Annotated in this window: 19 protein-coding genes; 10 read left to right on the top strand and 9 right to left on the bottom strand. The window is 71.7% G+C overall.

The window, feature by feature from the left end; genetic code table 11:
* Window positions 1–2: 2 nt before the first annotated feature.
* Together FHR90_RS09735 and FHR90_RS09740 are read right to left on the bottom strand one after the other, a co-directional pair.
* Window positions 3–1,088: an LptF/LptG family permease gene (locus tag FHR90_RS09735; RefSeq protein ID WP_183275140.1), complete on the bottom strand. Its 1,086-nt coding sequence runs from the start codon at window positions 1,086–1,088 to the stop codon at window positions 3–5.
* Window positions 1,085–2,299 carry an LptF/LptG family permease gene (locus tag FHR90_RS09740; protein WP_183275141.1) on the bottom strand — a complete coding sequence of 405 codons (1,215 nt, stop codon included), beginning with the start codon at window positions 2,297–2,299 and terminating at the stop codon, window positions 1,085–1,087. Before FHR90_RS09740 ends, FHR90_RS09735 begins: the two co-directional genes overlap by 4 nt.
* A gap of 123 nt (window positions 2,300–2,422) precedes the next feature.
* Here FHR90_RS09740 and FHR90_RS09745 point away from each other — a divergent pair, with 123 nt between their 5' ends.
* A complete protein-coding gene (locus FHR90_RS09745) occupies window positions 2,423–2,956 on the top strand; it encodes a DUF2141 domain-containing protein (protein ID WP_183275142.1) in 534 nt (177 codons plus the stop codon).
* Here the strand turns inward: FHR90_RS09745 and FHR90_RS09750 are convergent.
* On the bottom strand, window positions 2,950–3,870 hold the full coding sequence (locus FHR90_RS09750) for a metallophosphoesterase family protein (protein ID WP_183275143.1): 921 nt from the start codon (window positions 3,868–3,870) through the stop codon (window positions 2,950–2,952). The two genes, FHR90_RS09745 and FHR90_RS09750, sit on opposite strands and share 7 nt — an antisense overlap.
* Before the next feature lie 49 nt (window positions 3,871–3,919).
* Here FHR90_RS09750 and FHR90_RS09755 point away from each other — a divergent pair, with 49 nt between their 5' ends.
* Window positions 3,920–4,915 (top strand): diacylglycerol/lipid kinase family protein, encoded by a 996-nt coding sequence (locus FHR90_RS09755; RefSeq protein ID WP_183275144.1) that lies wholly within the window; start codon window positions 3,920–3,922, stop codon window positions 4,913–4,915.
* Window positions 4,905–5,819 carry a hypothetical protein gene (locus FHR90_RS09760; RefSeq protein WP_183275145.1) on the top strand — a complete coding sequence of 305 codons (915 nt, stop codon included), beginning with the start codon at window positions 4,905–4,907 and terminating at the stop codon, window positions 5,817–5,819. Before FHR90_RS09755 ends, FHR90_RS09760 begins: the two co-directional genes overlap by 11 nt.
* Here the strand turns inward: FHR90_RS09760 and spt are convergent.
* The 3 genes from spt to FHR90_RS09775 all read right to left on the bottom strand — a co-directional run bounded on the left by spt (window position 5,798) and on the right by FHR90_RS09775 (window position 7,927).
* Complete coding sequence (gene spt / locus FHR90_RS09765; RefSeq protein WP_176626113.1) at window positions 5,798–7,027, bottom strand: serine palmitoyltransferase; 1,230 nt, start codon at window positions 7,025–7,027, stop codon at window positions 5,798–5,800. The genes FHR90_RS09760 and spt overlap by 22 nt on opposite strands.
* Window positions 7,028–7,040: 13 nt before the next feature.
* A complete protein-coding gene (locus tag FHR90_RS09770) occupies window positions 7,041–7,310 on the bottom strand; it encodes an acyl carrier protein (RefSeq protein WP_246330167.1) in 270 nt (89 codons plus the stop codon).
* 104 nt (window positions 7,311–7,414) lie between these two features.
* On the bottom strand, window positions 7,415–7,927 hold the full coding sequence (locus FHR90_RS09775; protein ID WP_183275146.1) for a zinc-ribbon domain-containing protein: 513 nt from the start codon (window positions 7,925–7,927) through the stop codon (window positions 7,415–7,417).
* A gap of 108 nt (window positions 7,928–8,035) precedes the next feature.
* On the opposite strand from FHR90_RS09775, the gene FHR90_RS09780 reads away from it, so the two are divergent.
* From FHR90_RS09780 to FHR90_RS09805, 6 genes are all read left to right on the top strand, one after another.
* On the top strand, window positions 8,036–8,713 hold the full coding sequence (locus tag FHR90_RS09780) for a cell division ATP-binding protein FtsE (RefSeq protein ID WP_183275147.1): 678 nt from the start codon (window positions 8,036–8,038) through the stop codon (window positions 8,711–8,713).
* Window positions 8,706–9,677 carry a cell division protein FtsX gene (locus tag FHR90_RS09785; protein ID WP_183275148.1) on the top strand — a complete coding sequence of 324 codons (972 nt, stop codon included), beginning with the start codon at window positions 8,706–8,708 and terminating at the stop codon, window positions 9,675–9,677. The genes FHR90_RS09780 and FHR90_RS09785 overlap by 8 nt, the downstream gene beginning before the upstream one ends.
* Window positions 9,678–9,684: 7 nt before the next feature.
* A complete protein-coding gene (locus tag FHR90_RS09790; RefSeq protein WP_266152636.1) occupies window positions 9,685–10,296 on the top strand; it encodes a YdcF family protein in 612 nt (203 codons plus the stop codon).
* A gap of 9 nt (window positions 10,297–10,305) precedes the next feature.
* The gene (locus FHR90_RS09795) at window positions 10,306–11,049 is read left to right on the top strand and encodes a haloacid dehalogenase type II (protein WP_183275149.1); all 744 of its coding nucleotides are present in this window, start codon (window positions 10,306–10,308) and stop codon (window positions 11,047–11,049) included.
* Between the two features lie 49 nt (window positions 11,050–11,098).
* Complete coding sequence (locus tag FHR90_RS09800) at window positions 11,099–11,839, top strand: lysophospholipid acyltransferase family protein (protein WP_176626279.1); 741 nt, start codon at window positions 11,099–11,101, stop codon at window positions 11,837–11,839.
* A 177-nt stretch (window positions 11,840–12,016) separates the two neighbouring features.
* Window positions 12,017–13,078, top strand: coding sequence for a DUF2125 domain-containing protein (locus FHR90_RS09805; protein ID WP_183275150.1), 1,062 nt, complete (start codon window positions 12,017–12,019; stop codon window positions 13,076–13,078).
* A gap of 13 nt (window positions 13,079–13,091) precedes the next feature.
* Here the strand turns inward: FHR90_RS09805 and phaR are convergent, their stop codons facing one another.
* Entirely contained in the window at window positions 13,092–13,751 is a 660-nt protein-coding gene (gene phaR / locus FHR90_RS09810) for a polyhydroxyalkanoate synthesis repressor PhaR (RefSeq protein ID WP_183275151.1), read from the bottom strand.
* A gap of 153 nt (window positions 13,752–13,904) precedes the next feature.
* On the opposite strand from phaR, the gene FHR90_RS09815 reads away from it, so the two are divergent.
* A complete protein-coding gene (locus FHR90_RS09815) occupies window positions 13,905–14,963 on the top strand; it encodes an NAD(P)-dependent alcohol dehydrogenase (RefSeq protein ID WP_176626149.1) in 1,059 nt (352 codons plus the stop codon).
* A gap of 4 nt (window positions 14,964–14,967) precedes the next feature.
* Here the strand turns inward: FHR90_RS09815 and FHR90_RS09820 are convergent, their stop codons facing one another.
* Together FHR90_RS09820 and gloB are read right to left on the bottom strand one after the other, a co-directional pair.
* Window positions 14,968–16,026: an NAD(P)H-dependent flavin oxidoreductase gene (locus FHR90_RS09820; RefSeq protein WP_183275152.1), complete on the bottom strand. Its 1,059-nt coding sequence runs from the start codon at window positions 16,024–16,026 to the stop codon at window positions 14,968–14,970.
* Window positions 16,026–16,796 carry a hydroxyacylglutathione hydrolase gene (gene gloB / locus FHR90_RS09825; protein WP_176626807.1) on the bottom strand — a complete coding sequence of 257 codons (771 nt, stop codon included), beginning with the start codon at window positions 16,794–16,796 and terminating at the stop codon, window positions 16,026–16,028. The genes FHR90_RS09820 and gloB overlap by 1 nt, the downstream gene beginning before the upstream one ends.
* Window positions 16,797–16,865 lie beyond the last annotated feature (69 nt).

A 16,865-nucleotide genomic window follows, 5' to 3' on the forward strand; every position in this document is an offset into this window, starting at 1 on the left:
GCTCAGCCCAGATCGGCGGCGAGCAGGCGCGTCAGCCCATAGCCGCCGAAAATCAGCAGCCCGGCCCAGGCGGCCACCGGCCCCGGCAGCGTGCCGGCATTGCCGAGCGCGTCGAGCAGCCCGACCGCGGCGAGATAGCCCAGGCCGAGCGCCAGCACGCGCAGCAGCGCCCAGGCCGCCTGCTCGGCCCGCGGCGGCACCATCGCCAGCGGCAGCGCGATCAGCACCATCACCAGCGGGTCGAACACCGAGGCCAGCAGCGCCTCGATCTGTGTGGCCTGGTAGCGCGGACCGCGCGCGCCCACCCAGGCGCCGACCGTCACCGCGATCAGCCGGTCGAGCGAGAGGCTCTCCACCGGCCGCGCCAGCGAGACGAGGTTCTTCGGCGCCGGTCCCTGCGGCCAGTCCATCGTCGCCAGCGCCTGGTCGGGGGACTCGGACGCGGCGACACCCGCGATGGCGACACGCACGTCATGCAACACCCACAGACGGCCGTTCCAGTCGCCGCTCGCCGCCTCGATGCGGCTGGCGAGCTCGCCCGAGGGCGCGCGACGCAGGATCTCGATGCCGTCGACATGCCGCCCGTCGAGACCGACGCGGTCGATCGCCGCGACGTCACGCCCGACACGCAGCCACAGCGTATGCGGGTCGTCCTGCGCCGTGCCGGGCGGAGCGGTGCGCGCCCACCAGTCGGCGACCGCGCGTTCGCTGCGCGGGGCGAGCTCGGTGACGAACACGAACTGCAGCGCGGCGATCAGCGCGCAGGCCGGCAGCAATGCCAGCCCCACCGCGCGCAGCGACAGCCCGGCGGCGGCGAGCACCGTCATCTCCAGCGAGCGGGCCAGCCGGGTGAAGGTCACCAGCGCGCCGATCAGCGTCGCAAGCGCGAACATCTCGGCCAGCGTCGCCGGCATGCGCATCAGGATGTAGCGGCCGATCGCGCCGATGCCGCCGCGGGTCAGCAGCTCGCCGGTCTTGTCGAGCAGGTCGAGCAACTGCCCGATCGCCGCCAGCCCGAGCAGGCAGCCGCCCACGCGAGCCAGGAACATCCGCGACAGGTAGCGTCGCAGCACCTCACCGCCCCTCATGGCGTCCCCGACGCCTGCTGCCGTGACCGGATGCGGCGCAGGCGCGCCGGCAGGCCGGCCATCATGTCGATCGCGCGATCGAGCAGACCATCGCCCATGCGGCGGCTGGCACGGCGGAAGGCCACGAAGCAGAAGGCGGCGAACAGCGCGAACACCCCCCACAGCAGCGGCCGGGGATCGAGCAGACCAGCGGTGCCGACCGACTGGGCAAGCTGGATGAGGTGATAGTACAGCACCAGCACGACGATGCCGGCGACGATGCCGGACTGCCGCCCCGAACGCTGCGCGGTCACCCCGAACGGCACCGCCAGCACCGGCAGCAGCGCCATCGACAGCGCGCGCACCAGCCGCGCGCTGATCTCGCCGTCGAGCCGGCGGCGGGGGATGCGCGGGTCCGGCATGGCGCGCATGCGGCGCAGCTCGCCCCAGGTCATCTCGCGCTCGTCATTGCCGCGCGGGCGGAAGCGGGCGAGGGTCGCGGCAAAGCTGCGCGAGGTCGCAAGGCTCGGCGTGGTGGCGACATCGAGCCGGCCGTCCGGGGTGCGGGTGAACTGTCTCGCATCGTCGAGCCAGATCTCGACGCGGCCACCGCCGCGCGCGACCAGCAGCCTGCCGCTGCGCGCGGTGGTGATCTTCTCTGTGCCATCGGCGAGATGCTGGTCGAGCAGCACGCCGGCGAGGCGGCCGCTGCCGGGATGGGACTGGTCGGCCGTCATCACCGTCCCCGGCGCGAGGTGGATGATTTCTCCCGGCGGCACCACGCCGTTCCAGTTGCCGGAGGTGGCGGCGGTGAAATCGGCGCGATACGCATACCGGGCCAGCGGCTGGAGCTCGTCGTAGAGAAAGAAGCCGCCGATCGCGAATACCACGCCGATCGCCATGAACGGCACGCTGATCGCACCCAGCGAGAAACCGGCATTCTGCATCGCGTCGAGTTCGTGATCGGCACTGAGCCGGGCGATCACCGCGTAGATGCCGACGAACATCGCCGCCGGCAGCGCGAGGCCCAGATAATGTGGTACCAGGTCGAGGATGATGCGCAGCATCGAGCCGGCGCGGACGTTCTCTGTCGCCACCAGGTTGAACAGCCGCAGCAGCCGCTCCAGCAGCAGGGCGGGCAGAAGGATGCCGAGTGTCACCAGGAACGGCCGGACACCGAGCCGGACGAGATAGGCCATCAGCGTGCCGGACAGGCGCGGAGACACAGGCATGCCGGAGAGGCGCGGCGCGGCGGCTGTCCCGGACTGGTTCAGCACGCGGGCTTGCACCCGGCGCCGCGCCACGCGACAGACGGCCTGGACGAGTGACCGACGGATAAGGGAAAGACCTGCGGCATGCCCCTGCACGAGTTCCTGACGCAAACTGGGCGAGCACGCCATATAGGGCGGCTGCGACCCGGAGGCCAGCTTGGCCCCCTGCTCGCCACCCTGCTCGCCCTGATGCCGGGTGCTGCCGGGGCGGCCGGGACCGCCACCGCGATCGCCTGCCCCGGCGGCACCCCGCCGGTGCTTGAGGTCAAGGTGCTGGGCGCGCGCAGCGATCACGGCCGCGTGGTCGTCACGCTGTGGGGCGGCGATCCGGACCGGTTTCTCAAGCATCACGGCTGGATCGCGCGCGGCAGCGCCCCGCTCGCCGGTCACGCGGCGCGCGTCTGTTTCGCGCTGTCGGCGGCCGGAACCTATGCGGTATCACTCTACCACGACGAGAACGGCAACGGCCATTTCGACCGCACCCTGCTCGGCATGCCGGAGGAAGGCTACGGCGTCAGCAACGACGCCCCGACCACGATGGGGCTGCCCGCCTTCTCCACTACTGCGATGACGGTGGGCCCCGCCGGCGGCACGGCCACGATCCATCTGCGCTATTGAGCCGGGCCGGGACGAGCGATCCGACGCCCGAGCCTCTCGCCGTCGATGAACGCACCGCAGCGCGGATCGAGCCGTCGCGACGAGGTCGTCAGCCGCCAGAAGCCGGCCTCGGCCTCGATGCTGTGCAGGTGCCAGGTGGCCGGCTCATGGTGATCGCCCCTTTCCGGCAAAGCGGAGGCCGACGGCACGCCGATGACCGCGATCGGCCCGTGTGGCCCGGGGATCTCGCGGTGCAGGGTGATGTGGTGATGGCCGTGCAGGACCAGTTCCGCCCCCTCGCGGGCCAGCATCGCCCGCAGGCCTGCGCGGTCACGCAGCGCCTTGCGCTCGCCGCCGGGGCCAGGCACCGGCGGATGATGGATCAGCACGATGCGGAACAGGCCCCGCCGGGCGGCAGCGCGCAGCAGGTGGGCCGCCTCGGCGATCTGCCGGCGGCCGAGCGCGCCTCCCGCCCAGCCGAGCGGGGTCGGGCGGCCGGACTCGAGGCCGACCAGGGCAATCCCGTCACGCACGCGCAGCCAGGGCGCGCCCTCGCCGCGATCGCCACGCGAGAACGCCTCCCACAGCGCCGGACCGCCGCCCGGCGGCGCGCGGCGCGTATGGTCGTGATTGCCGGACACCACCGACACGCGATCGGGGCTTCCGAGACTGGCGAGCCAGTCGCTTGCGGGCGGGAATTCGGCCCGGTCGGCGATGTTGACCAGATCGCCTGTGACGGCCACATGACAGTGATCGGTTTTTGCGACATCATCGCGCAACAGTTCCAGTGCCGTCATGCGGTGCAGGCGGGAGCGGCGCCGTCGCCATGACGAGAGGGCCAGGGTTTGCTTCAAAGTCAGTCGGGGCCAGGCGCCTGCCGGCAGTTCGGTCGCCAGATGCGGGTCGGACAGATGCGCGAGAGTGAAGCCGGCCAAACGGTGGATCTCTGTCTGAGGTCAGCCATCAGTACCGGGGCGCGCCGGCATGGCTGACGGGTCTGGCCTCTTTCTGCACGAGCCGGTGCGCGCCGGCTACCGCCATGTCGGCGTGATCTCCAACCCGTCCAGCTTCTCGCGCGGGCTCGACCCGCGCGAGGCGAAGGACTGGCCGGACATCCGCTTCGCCGCCCCGCGCAGCCGCGGCTCGCTGCTGCGCACGCTGCGCGACTATGCGCGCAGCGGGGTGGACCTGCTGGTGGTGGCAGGCGGCGACGGTACCCTGCGCGACGTGCTCAGCGCGCTGCCGCTGGCCTATACCGGCGCCCTTCCCGAAATCGCCCTGATCGCCACCGGCAACACCAATCTCGCCGCGCGCGCGCTGGGCCTGGGTGGCGAACGGCGCGGCGCGCTGGGCCATCTGCTCGCCGCCGTCGCGGCCGAGGCCGGCGGCGAAGCGGTGCTGCGCCGCGTCCCCTGCCCGGTGCTGGAGATCGGCTGGACCGGGCAGCCTGGACGGCCGAAACTGCGCGGCTTCTTCCTCGGCAGCGGCGCCTATGCCTCGGGCAAGCGCCTGGCTGACGGGGTGGTGCACGGGCATCTGCAACAGGGCCCGGCAGTGGCGGTCACGGTGCTGCTGTCGGTGCTGCGCGGCATTTTCGGCCGACGCGCACGCAGCGCGGGCGAGGCCTGCGCGATGCGGGTCGACGGACGCCCGACCCTTGCCGGGCGCCAGTTCGTGTTCCTCGCCACCGCCCTGCCCCGGCTGATGTTCGGGTTGTGGCCGTTCCGCGCCGACGGGGCGGGCGACGTGCATTTCGTCTCCATCTCGGCGCCCGCACGGCGGCTCTGGGCGACGCTGCCGGCCCTGCTGGGCGGATTCGGGTCGCGCCTGCTGCGCCGCAACGGCGTGCAGTCCGGCCGCGCCGGTCGGATCGAGCTGACCCTGCGCCAGCCCTTCGTGCTCGACGGCGAGTTCTTCGACGCCGGCCCGGATGGCGTGACGGTCGCCGCTGGTGCCCCGGTGGTGTTCGTTGCCGCCTGATGATCCTGCCGACCGGCTCGATGCGCTGATCGCCACCGAGCTCGACCGCCCCGCCCCGCCCCGGGTCGCCGCGTTTGCGCGCAGCCTCGCGGAGGCGCACGGCGACAGCGTGCTCGGCGTATTGTTCTACGGCTCCTGCCGGCGGCATTTCGACGGCGAGGGACTGCTTGATTTCTACATCGTCTACGACCGCCACCATCGCTTCCATGGCAACCGGTGGCACGCGCTTCTCAACGCGCTGCTGCCGCCCAACGTGACGATGGCGGCCCATGACGGTCTGCACGCCAAGGTCGCGAGCCTGTCTCTGGACCAGTTCGCCCGCGCGATGCGCCCCGGCAGCATCGACACCACGATGTGGGCCCGCTTCACCCAGCCCGCGAGCCTGCTCGAGGCCCGCGACGGCGAGGCCCGCGACGAGATCACCGCCTGCATCCGACAGGCGATCCTGACCGCGACCGGCTGGGCGCGCGCCTTCTCGCCCGCCGCAGCCGCGCCAGCCGGGATCTGGCAGCGCCTTTTCGCCCATACCTACGCCGCCGAGCTGCGGCCGGAACGCGGCAATCGGCCGTCGGAAGTCTACGACGCCGCGCCGACGTGGTTCGATGCCCTGCTGGCCGCGAGCCCGTCGGCCGCATCGCCGCACGGCTGGGCGTGGCGGCGGTCGGGCGGCAAGGTGCTGAACGTCCTGCGCCTGGCCAAGGCCGCCTTCACCTTCGAGGGCGGTGCGGATTATGTCGCGTGGAAACTCGAGCGCCACGCCGGCGTGCGGCTCGAACTCGATGCGTGGCAACGTCGCCACCCGCTCCTGGCCGGCCCCGCGGTGCTGTGGCGCCTCTGGCGGGGCGGCGTGTTCAGTGCGTCCCGCCGGTCCGGGCGCCGCGATCAGTCCGCCGCAGAGACATAGGATTCGGCTGCGGCCGCCTGCGGCCCCGCTATCCCCAGTTCCTGGCCGATGGCGGTGATGATGGCGGCGGCGCGGTCGAGCTCGGCGAAACTGTGCGCGGCCGAGACCGAGCTGCGCAGCAAAGACTCGCCCTCGGGGGTGGCCGGCGGCAGCGCGAGATTGACGTAGATCCCGGCCGACAGCAGCCGGTTCCAGAACGTCACCGCCAGCGCCGGATCGCGCAGGCGGACCGACACGATGGGGCTCACCGACGGGCCGAGCCGGAAGCCGCTGGCGGCGAGCGCTGCATGCAGGCGCGCGGCATTGGCGCTGAGCTGCGCGCGAAGCTGCGGACGCTGGTCGATCAGGTCGAAGCCGGTCATCACCGAGGCCACCACGGAAGGCGGCAGCGAGGCGGTGAACATGTAGGAGCGGGCGGCCAGGCGCAGCAGGTCGAAGCCGGCATGGTCGGAGGCGCAGAATCCGCCGATCGAGCCGAGCGACTTGGAGAAGGTCCCGACGACGAAGTCGACATCGTCGTGCACCCCTGCCGCCTCGATCAGCCCGCGGCCGCGCTCGCCGAGCACACCGAGCGAATGCGCCTCGTCGACCAGCAGATACGCCCCGGTCTCGCGCTTGATCGCCGCGATCTCGCGCAGCGGCGCGACGTCGCCGAGCATGCTGTAGAGCCCCTCGACGACGATCAGCCTGTCACCGGGCTTGTCCGCGAGCACGCGCAGCCGGCGCGCGAGATCGCCCGGGTCGTTATGTCGGAAACGGGTGACGGAGGCCGAGCCGAGCCTCGCGCCGTCATAGATCGAGGCATGGCTGTCGGCATCGAGCAGCAGATGGTCCTCGCGACCGGCGAGGGTGGCGAGAATGCCGAGATTGGCCTGATGTCCGGTGGTGAACACCATCGCGTCGCGCCGGCCGAGAAACCGCGCCACGCGGCGCTCGAGCTCGGCGTGCCCGGCATAGGTGCCGTTGGCGATGCGCGAGCCGGTGGTCCCGGTCCCGTAGCGGTGCAGCGCGTCGGAAGCGGCCGCGATCGCCTCGGGCGCGAAGGTCAGGCCGAGATAGTTGTTGGTGCCGAGCAGCAGGATGTCGCGGCCGCCGATCCGCGCCGTGGTCGGCGAGACCACCTCGTCGAAAGCCACGCCGAACGGGTCGGCGCCGGCCTGGCGCACACGCCCATACGCCTCGTGCAGAGATGCGAACTTGCCGAACATCGAGAGGCCCCGCTCAGCCCGCGGACTGCGTCTTGAGATGGCCGAGCAGCAGCCGGGCGAGATCGCCCACGCTGACCACCTCGGTGAGTTCGTCCATCGGGATCACCAGGTCGAACCGGTTCTCCAGCGCCATGACGAAATCCATCACCGCCAGCGAATCGAGCTTCAGGTCGTCGGCAAGGCGCGTCTCGTCGGTAATGACCAGCCCGGCGGGCACCTCCGCCTTGCCGAGCGAGCGCACCACCTCGGCGATCGCACCCACCATCTCGTCGTACTCAGTCAAACCCGATTTCCTCATGACTGCCGGGCGGATCGCCTGTGCGCGATCCGGTCTGACCGAGCGGTCATACAAAAAACCGCGCCGCCCGTCCAATCAATCGCCGGGGCTCAGCGATGCGTCGGCGGCAGCCCGGCCCCGAGGGCGTGGTAGAGCGGCACGGTGGCGGGGGCGGCGCGCATCACCGCCGCCCGCTCGACCCAGGCCGCGACCAGCAATCCGACCACCAGCAGAACCGAGACCGTCCAGCCGACCCACACCGCCCGTCCGGCCGGCGGACGATCCTCTCCGGGGACCGCCAGCGGCGGCAGCGCACGATCGAAACTCGAGGGCTGCGGCGCTGCCGGCCCGACCTCGGCGGACGTCGCCTCAGGCTGCTCGATCCCGGACCCGTCGATCCGGGCATCCGCAGGCGCCGCGGCGAGGCTGGCAGGAGTCGCGGCGAGGATCGGTGACGCCGCTCCGGGCGCGGCCTCTCCGGACGCGGCCGCCTTGGGCGGCAGTTCGCGCCAGACATGCCCGCATTCCGCACAGCGCAGCGAACGCCCATGCGGCGACAGCGCCGCGACGAGGTCGGACGGCAGCTCGTAGAGGGTCAGGCAGGAGGGACAGGTCACACGCATGCGGATTGTTTCCCGTTACGACACCGCACGTCGCTTGAACAGGGCGCCACCGGAACAACCGGACGCGGCGAGTTCCGGTTCGCCCGCCGTCATGGCAGGATGGGTGCGATGATTCGCCTGCACCATGTCGGTCTCGATCGCGCCGGCGGCAGCCGTTCGGCGCTGCTCGACGACATCTCGCTCGAGATCGGCGCCGGCGCGTTCCGCTGGCTGCTGGGACCGTCGGGTGCCGGCAAGACCAGCCTGCTGCGGGTGATCGGCATGGGCGAGCGGCCGACGCGCGGGCAGGTCAGCCTGTTCGGCGCCGATACCCAGGCGGCGCGCCGCCGTTCCGGTCGCGGCCTGACGCCGAAGCTGCGCCGCCGGATCGGGGTGGTGTATCAGGATTTCCGCCTGCTGCCGGAGCTGACGCTGTTCGACAACGTGGCGCTGCCGCTGCGCCTCGCGCGGCGTCGCGAGTCGGAGCTGGTGACGCAGGCGCGCGACATGCTGGCCTGGCTGGGCCTGGGCGACCGGCTCGACGCGCTGCCGCGGCAGCTCTCCGGCGGCGAGCAGCAGCGCGCGGCGATCGCCCGCGCCGTGGTCGGCCGCCCGGCCCTCCTGCTGGCCGACGAGCCGACCGGCAATCTCGACGACGCGCAGGCGGCACGCGTGCTGCAACTTTTCGTCGAACTGCACCGCGCCGGCTCGACGGTGGTGGTCGCCACCCACAACACCGCCCTGGTGCAGGCCTTTGCCGCTCCGGCGATCCGGCTGGCCGCCGGACGGCTGGTGGGGCATGGCTGAGCGGCCCGTCACCCGCCTGCGCGCCGACCGGCTCGGGCTGGGCCGGGCCCTTGGCTCGCGGCTGCTGCCCGCGCTGGTGGCGGCGATGACCTTTCTCGCCGCCCTCGCTCTGGCCGGGATGGTCGGCGCCTCGCAGCTCGCCGGGCGCTGGCAGGACGGGGCCGGCACGCTGGTCACGGTACAGGTGCCGCAACCCGGCGAGGCCGCCGCCGGCGGTGCGGGCGGCCGGCTCGACCGGGTCGAGGCCCTGCTGGACGGCGACGCGCGGATCGCAGCACATCACCGGCTCGACGATACCGAGCTCCAGCACCTGCTCGAGCCCTGGCTGGGTGACGGGACGAAGCTGGACACGTTGCCGCTGCCGGCGGTGGTGCAGGTGCGGCTGCGGGCGGATGACGCCGCAGCCGGGCTGCCGCCTGGCCTGTCGGCGGCGATCGCCAATGCCGCACCCGGCACGCTGGTCGAGGCGAACGGCGTGTGGGGCGTGCGTCTGGCGCGCCTGGCCGCCAGCCTGCAGGCCTGTGCAGCCCTGGCCCTGCTGCTGGTCGGGCTGGTGGCGGCCGGCGTGATCGCGGTCGCGGCACGCGCCTCGCTGGGTGCGAAGCGCCAGACGGTGGAGATCGTGCACGGGCTCGGCGCCGCGCCGGGCGATATCGCCGGGCGCTTCGCGCGTCGCGCGAGCGTGCTGTGCGCGATCGGCGGGGTGGCGGGCAGCCTCGCCGCGCTGCCGGTGCTGGTCGCGCTCGCACGGTTGGCCGCACCGTTCTCCGCGTTGCCGAAGGAGGCGGACGATGCGCTGGTCGCCGCATGGCAGGCGCGCCTGCCGGCCGCGGTCGTCACGGCCCTGCGCGACAGCCTGCCGTCAGCCCTGTGGCGGGCGATACCCGCCCTGCCGCTCGGCGCGACCGCGATCGGCTGGGCGGCGACGCAGGCGACGGTGCGGGCATGGCTGCGACGGCTGTGAGGCGCCCGTGAGGCCGAATGTCGCGCGCGGGGCGGCGCTGCTGTGCGTGCTGGCCGGGCTCGCCATGGCGGGCGGCTTCGCCTGGTTCGCCCATGGCGCCCTGCGCACCCCGCCCCGCCCAGCCCAGGCGCCGCAGGCCGACGGGCTGGTGGTGCTCACCGGCGGTGCGGGGCGCATCGAGGCGGCGATGACGCTGCTGATCGGCGGTCATGCCCGGCTGCTGCTGATTTCCGGGGTCAGGCCGGGGGTGGATCTGGCCGAGCTGATGCCGCCGTCGCTGGCGTTGAACCGCGCGGCCCTGGCGCGTCTGGCGCCGCGCATCACCCTCGGCCACACCGCGACCGACACGGTGGGCAATGCGCGCGAGACCGCCGCCTGGGCGCGGATGAACGACCTGCACAGTCTCGTGGTGGTCACCGCCGCCTATCACCTGCAGCGCGCGCTGAGCGAGATCGGCCGCGCGCTGCCCGATGTGCGGCTGACCGGCTGGCCGGTCACGCCGCCTGCCCTGCAGCGGCCGCTCTCGCTGCACGGATGGTGGCTGCTCGCACGTGAATACGCCAAGTTTCTCGTCGTCAGCGCCGGGCTGCGCGGGACGCATCTGCGGGAGATGGGCTAAGGTGCGACCATGAGCGCTGTGCGCGAGGAACTGCACGCCCTGGTATTCGACGTGTTCGGCACGCTGGTCGACTGGCGGGCCGGGGTGGCGCGCGACGCGGCGCCGTTCCTCAAGCGCCATGGCGGCCGGACCGGCGGAGGCGCGGCCGATGCGCACGCCTTCGCCGATGCCTGGCGACGCCGCTACGTCCCGTCGATGCGCGAGGTCATCGACGGGCGCCGGCCCTTCACCCGGCTCGACATCCTGCACCGCGAGAACCTGCTCGCCGTGCTGCCGGAATTCGGCATCGATCCGCAATCGGTCAGCGCAGGGGCTCTCGATGCGCTCAACCTTGCCTGGCACCGGCTCGATACGTGGCCCGACGTGGCCCCCGCCCTCGCGCGGCTGCACGAGCGCTTCGTGCTCGCACCGCTCTCGAACGGGTCGATCCGCCTGCTGGTCGACCTCGCGCGGCGCAACGCGATGCCGTGGGATGCGATCCTCGGTGCCGAGATCGCCCGCACCTACAAGCCGGCGCCCGAGGCCTACCTGCGTTCGGTGGAGGCGCTGGACCTGCGTCCGCAGCAGGTCTGCATGGTGGCGGCCCATAACGCGGACCTCGCCGCGGCCCGTCGCTGCGGCCTGCGCACCGCGCTGGTCCTGCGGCCGACCGAGCACGGACCACGCCAGACAGGCGACCTCGTCGCCAGCGCGGACTGGGATTTCGTCGCGCCCGATCTCGGCCGGCTCGCGGAGCTGCTGCTGGCGGACTGATCGGGCGGGCCATCCTGACGGCGACGCAATGATTGTCTAGACAGGAGCGATGCAGAGCACGCGCCGCTTCCCCAACCTCCTCCGTGCCATCGCCTTCGATCTGTGGTTCGTCGTGCTCACCATCGCCCTGGGCGTCATCGGACTGTTCGTTCGGGGCTTCGCCCGCCATCGCTCGGCCGATCTGGCGCGGCTGTGGATCAGGCTGACCCTGGCCGGACTGCGGACGATCGCCGGCATCTCCTGGGTGGTGGAGGGGCGTGAGAACCTCGAGGCCCATCGCGGCCGGCCGGTGCTGATCGCCAGCCAGCACCGCTCCGCCTTCGATACGCTGGTCTGGTTCCTGATCCTCGACCATCCGGCCTATGTGATGAAGCAGGAACTCAGGAAGATTCCGCTGGTGGGGCCATTGCTGGAGCCGGCCGGAATGATCCCGGTGGACCGCTCGGCGGGTGCTGCGGCCCTGCGCGGTCTGCTGGCTGCCGCCGAGGCCGCGGTCGCGACGGGACACAGCCCGATCATCTTTCCCGAAGGCACCCGCGTGCCTGCCGGCCACGTGGCGAAGCTGCAACCCGGGGTCGCGGCTCTGGCGGCGCATCTGGCGATCCCGGTGTTGCCGGTCGCGACCGATTCCGGTCGGCACTGGGGCCTCGGCTGGTTCGACAAGCGTCCCGGCACGATCCACATCGCGATCGGCCCGGCCCTGCCCGGCGACCTGCGCCGTCGGCCATTGCTCGACGCGATCGAGACCGCCTGGCAGAGCGGCCAGACTCGCCTCGAACCCGGTGCATGACCTGTGGATAAGCCTGTGACTTGTTGCGGTGCGGCATTCGGACAACCGGACTCGCGATCGCCACGCACGCCCGCTCCACGGGCATCCGGAGCCTGTGGACATCTCCGGTCCCGGGCATCGGCCGGCTGAGGAAAACCAGCGCCGACAGTCGTTTGCGCACCTGATATGATGGATTGGATGACCAAGACCCCCCAACCGCCTGACAAGCCCCGGACCGCAGGGCGGCCGGCCGCGATGCTGCGGTGGATCATTGCGGCGACGGCCGGGCTGCTGGTTGTGATTTCGCTGGCCTGGGTGGCCGCCGAAACGGCGCTCGACCATGTGCTCGACCGCACCATACCGAGCCTGCATGCGGCCGGTTTCGAGCTGGCGGCCGGCCGTCGCGTGCGCGGTGGCTGGCCCGGTTCGGCGACGCTTCGGCTCGACGCGGTGCGGCTCGACGGGCCGGTGCGGACAGGAGCCCCCGACGGCACAGTCCACAACCTGACGCTGCATTGGCGCGCCGAGGCGCTGGTGTTGCAGGCCTCGCTGCTGCATCCGCGCAGCGTGATCCTGATCGCGCGCGGCACGCAGCATGTCAGTCTGGGCGAGCTGCCCGAGCTGACGTTGTGGGGGGACCGGCTGGCCGCCTATCTGCCCTGGCAGCCACGTCTGCCCATGCCTCTGCCGGTCGAGGCCCGCGCCCTGCATGCGGCACTCGGCGCCAACGGACCGGACTGGATCACCACCATTGCAGACGCCCGCGGCTCGCTGCTGTTCAGTGGCGGCGGGAACCTCGCGGTCCGGCTCTCGATGCAGGCGATCACCCTGCCGCAGGCCGGCCAGCATCCGTTCGGTCGCACGATCGAGCGGATGACCATCGCCGCCGCACTGCCGCCCGGCCTCGGTTCGCCCTCCTGGCCGGGGATGGAACCGCTGCTGCTGCAGGATCTCACGGTCGAATGGTCGGCGCTGCACCTGCGGCTGCGCGGCAGCGTCCATCCGATGCCGCCCGGCGGCCCGTTTCCGGTCGGGCAGTTCTCGCTGTCGGTGCACGGCGTACGTGCGGCCCTGCGGGCGGCGGCCGGCGATGGCGACCTCTCGCGGGGCGAGGCGATGGCGCTCAACGGCCTTGCCGGCCTGCTCGAACAGGCCCATGACGGCGGCGCGGTCGACACCGACACGCTGCACGACCTGCCGGTTCTGCTGCACGACAACGTGCTGTGGCTGGGTACGGTCCCGCTGTGGCGGCTGGGCTAGCCCGGCACGGGCCTCATTTCGCGGCGCGCGAGCGGCGGGCCGGTTTTGCCGCCGCCTCGCGGCGCCCGGCGAGCTCGCGGCGCAGCTCGGCCACCTCGGCGCGGAGTGCCGAGAGTTCGCCGCCAACTTCCGCCACCGGCACCACCGCCACGTCCGGCGCCTCGCTTGCGTCCGGCACGCGATAGAACGGCGCGAACAGGGTCATCGCGCGATCCATCATCTCGAGGTTCTGCCGACCGACCTCCTGCATGCCCGTGGTGATCGCCGGGGAGAGGTTCTTCGACACTTCCGGCGACAGCAGCGTCTCCATCGTGCGCTGCACCGTGCTGCGGAGCTGGACCTGCTGGTTGGCGAAGTCGCTCATCATGCGTTCGAGATAGTCGGGCACCACGCCCTGCATGCGATCGCCGTAATAAGCGATGAGCTGGCGCAGAAAGGCCAGCGGTAGCATGTTGCGCCCGCGGGTCTCCTCCTCGACGATGATCTGCGTCAGCACCGCGCGGGTGATGTCGTCGCCGGTCTTGGCGTCGAGCACCACGAATTCGCGCCCGGCGCGTACCATCTCGGCCAGCGAGTCGAGCGTGATGTAGACCGAAGCCTCCGTATCGTAGAGGCGCCGGTTGGCGTATTTCTTGATGACGATCGGCAGGCGTGGGGGGTCGTTGTCAGCCAAGCGCTCTCGGGTCCCACCTTGTTCGTCGGATCGGTTTGCCTAGCATGCGAGCGGCTCCTGCGTCCATCGAAGGCGGTCGGATCGCGCCGACTTGAGGGCTCCGGGGCGGGACCCCATATATGACCGGTCCCATGACAAACTGAGGCCATCCGCATGCTCTCCTGCACCGCCTATGCCGCGTCCGCCGCCGACGCGAAATTCGCGCCCTTCACCTTCGAGCGCCGCGATCCCGGCCCGAGGGACGTGGCGATCGACATCCAGTATTGCGGGGTCTGTCATTCCGACCTGCACACCGCGCGCGGCGAATGGCACGGCACCACCTACCCGTGCGTGCCCGGCCACGAGATCGTCGGCACGGTGCGCGAGATCGGCTCGGAGGTGACCAGGTTCGCCGTCGGCGACCGGGTCGGCGTCGGCTGCATGGTCGATTCCTGTCGCAGCTGCGAGGCCTGCCGGGACGGGCTGGAGCAGTACTGCATCGGGCCGGCCACCTTCACCTACAATTCGCCCGACAAGGTCAGCGGCGGCAACACCTATGGCGGCTATTCGCAGCACATCACCGTGGACCAGGATTTCGTCGTCCGCATCAGCCATGACGGCGATCTCGCCGCCGTCGCACCGCTGCTGTGCGCCGGCATCACCACCTATTCGCCGCTGGCGCACTGGAAGGTGGGGCCGGGGCAGAAGGTCGGCGTGGTCGGGCTCGGCGGCCTGGGCCATATGGGGGTGAAGATCGCGAGCGCGATGGGCGCGGAGGTGTTCCTCATCACCACCTCGCCCGGCAAGGCGGCGGATGCGGAGCGGCTGGGGGCGAAAGGCGTCATCATCTCGAAGGACGAGGCCGACATGAAGGCGCATGCCGGCAGTTTCCACTTCATCCTCGACACCGTCTCGGCCAAGCACGACCTCAACGCCTATTTCGACCTGCTGAAGCGCGACGGCGTCATGGTGCAGGTCGGCGTGCCCCCGATGCCGCTGCCGATCGAGGTCGGGCGGCTGATCTTCGGGCGCAAGACCTTCGCCGGCTCGCTGATCGGCGGCATCGCCGAGACCCAGGAGATGCTGGATTTCTGTGCGAAGCACGGCATCACCGCCGATATCGAGATGCTGCCGATCGAGAAGATCGACGACGGCTACGAGCGCATGCTGGCCAGCGACGTGAAATACCGCTTCGTCATCGACATCGCGGCCGGCCTGCCCAAGGCGGCCTGACCGTTCAGGCGAGCAGTTCGCGCGCCTCCTGCCACAGGCGGGAGGCGCGTTGTGCTGCGGGCATCGCCGCGCCGATCGCCGCCGACTGTCCCGCCCACATCTGCATCAGCTCCACATCGCCGTCCCGTGCCGCGCGTTCGCGCAATGCGGCCGTCGCCGCGCGCTGCAGCGGATAGGGCAGCGCGCCGCCCGAGGCGGCGACCGTCCGCGTCCAGCGATTGTCCACCGCGCGACCCAGCCGACCCGAGAAGGCGCGCGTCGGCACCGTGCCTTCCGGGGCGACCTCGGCCAGGGCGGCCGCCCAGACCGGTGCGATCCCCGCCTCCTCGCAGCGCAGGAATGCCGTGCCGACCGAGACGGCACTCGCCCCCAAGGCGAGAGCGGCCGCCAGCCCGCGCCCGTCGGCGATGCCACCGGCGGCGATCACCGGCACCTCCACCGCGTCGGCCACGGCCGGCAGCAGCGACATCAGCCCGACCATCTGCGCCTCCGCCCGCGCCGCGTCGAACGCGCCGCGATGACCGCCCGCCTCCGCGCCCTGTGCGATCACCGCATCCGCGCCCGCCGCCACTGCCGCGCGCGCCTCGGCGGGCGTGGTGACGGTGGCGAACCAGGCGATCCCGGCCGCACGGAACGCCGTCACCTGCGACGGCTCGAACAGCCCCATGATCGACGACACCGCATCCGGCCGCGCGGCGACCACCGCCGCGCACTGCGCCCCGAAATCCTGCAGGCCCGGCGACAGCGAACCCGGCGCGGCCCCCTCTGCCGCCAGCAGCGCCGCCATCCGCGCCTCGGCTTCCGCATCCCGCGCCGGCGCTGGATCTGGCACCCACAGATTGAGCAGCGCCCTGCCCCCGCCCGCCTGCCGGAAACGGTGCATCCAGTCGGCGATCGCCTCGCTGTCGAAAGTCAGCGCCCCACACCCCGCCATACCGCCCGCCGCCGCAACGGCGCTCGCCAGCGGGATCGACGGCACGCCCGACATCGGCGCCAGCAGCACCGGCAAACGCAGCCCGAACCGGGCGCAGAACGCCTCGGCCCGGGCAACGGGGGACACCATCAGAAGCTGTCCTTGCCCCGTCGCAGCCGCCCGAACTCCACGGCATCGGGTGCGCGGAGGAAGGGATTGGCGGCCCGCTCCAGCCCGAGCCTGGTCGGCACCGTCGGCAGCCCCGCCGCCCGCAGCCTGGCCACCTCCCCGGCCCAGGCCTTCAGCGCCGGGTTGTCGGGGTCCTCGTGCAGGGCGAATTTCGCGTTCGACGCGGTATATTCATGCCCGCAGCACACCCAGGTGTCGTCGTCGAGCCCGTCGAGGGCGCGCATCGAGGCGAACATCTCCTCCGGGCTGCCCTCGAACAGCCGTCCACAGCCCAGGCTGAACAACGTGTCGGCACTGAACAGGACCTTCGCCGATTCGAATGCATAGACGATATGGCCGCGCGTATGGCCCGGCGTGTCGATGATGCGGGCGGCATGGTCGCCGATATGGATGGTGTCGCCCGGCCGCACCGCCTCGTCCAGCTTCGGCAGGCGATGCGCATCGGCCGCATTGCCGATCACCCGAGCACCGAAGCGCGCGCGCACCGCGTCGACGCCGGCGATATGGTCGTCGTGATGGTGGGTGATCAGGATCGTGTCGAGCCGGCCGCCGAGCCCGTCGATGGCGCGCGTGATTGCTTCCGCATCGGCCGGATCGACCACCGCGGTCTGGCCGGAATGCGGGCAGCGCAGCCACCAGGCGTAATTGTCCGACAGGATCGGCAGCCGGCGCACTTCCAGCCCGTCCGCGCCGGTGAATACCCCCGGTGGAGCCTCGATCTGTTCACTCATCGGCGATCTCTCCTCTTTGCAACCTCGGCGACGGTGTCGGCAACGCACGCCCCGTGCTATGGGATGCGG

The organism is Endobacter medicaginis (assembly GCF_014192375.1).
Taxonomy (GTDB): domain Bacteria; phylum Pseudomonadota; class Alphaproteobacteria; order Acetobacterales; family Acetobacteraceae; genus Endobacter; species Endobacter medicaginis.

What these genes read in the sequence shown, in the direction of transcription:
- FHR90_RS09735 (WP_183275140.1), bottom strand. Translation starts at nt 1,088, where the DNA reads ATGAGGGGCGGTGAGGTGCTGCGACGCTACCTGTCGCGGATGTTCCTG.
- FHR90_RS09740 (WP_183275141.1), bottom strand. Translation starts at nt 2,299, where the DNA reads ATGCCTGTGTCTCCGCGCCTGTCCGGCACGCTGATGGCCTATCTCGTC.
- FHR90_RS09780 (WP_183275147.1), top strand. Translation starts at nt 8,036, where the DNA reads ATGATTCGCCTGCACCATGTCGGTCTCGATCGCGCCGGCGGCAGCCGT.
- FHR90_RS09795 (WP_183275149.1), top strand. Translation starts at nt 10,306, where the DNA reads ATGAGCGCTGTGCGCGAGGAACTGCACGCCCTGGTATTCGACGTGTTC.
- FHR90_RS09745 (WP_183275142.1), top strand. Translation starts at nt 2,423, where the DNA reads ATGCCCCTGCACGAGTTCCTGACGCAAACTGGGCGAGCACGCCATATA.
- FHR90_RS09805 (WP_183275150.1), top strand. Translation starts at nt 12,017, where the DNA reads ATGACCAAGACCCCCCAACCGCCTGACAAGCCCCGGACCGCAGGGCGG.
- spt (WP_176626113.1), bottom strand. Translation starts at nt 7,027, where the DNA reads ATGTTCGGCAAGTTCGCATCTCTGCACGAGGCGTATGGGCGTGTGCGC.
- gloB (WP_176626807.1), bottom strand. Translation starts at nt 16,796, where the DNA reads ATGAGTGAACAGATCGAGGCTCCACCGGGGGTATTCACCGGCGCGGAC.
- FHR90_RS09775 (WP_183275146.1), bottom strand. Translation starts at nt 7,927, where the DNA reads ATGCGTGTGACCTGTCCCTCCTGCCTGACCCTCTACGAGCTGCCGTCC.
- FHR90_RS09785 (WP_183275148.1), top strand. Translation starts at nt 8,706, where the DNA reads ATGGCTGAGCGGCCCGTCACCCGCCTGCGCGCCGACCGGCTCGGGCTG.
- FHR90_RS09755 (WP_183275144.1), top strand. Translation starts at nt 3,920, where the DNA reads ATGGCTGACGGGTCTGGCCTCTTTCTGCACGAGCCGGTGCGCGCCGGC.
- FHR90_RS09820 (WP_183275152.1), bottom strand. Translation starts at nt 16,026, where the DNA reads ATGGTGTCCCCCGTTGCCCGGGCCGAGGCGTTCTGCGCCCGGTTCGGG.
- FHR90_RS09800 (WP_176626279.1), top strand. Translation starts at nt 11,099, where the DNA reads ATGCAGAGCACGCGCCGCTTCCCCAACCTCCTCCGTGCCATCGCCTTC.
- FHR90_RS09815 (WP_176626149.1), top strand. Translation starts at nt 13,905, where the DNA reads ATGCTCTCCTGCACCGCCTATGCCGCGTCCGCCGCCGACGCGAAATTC.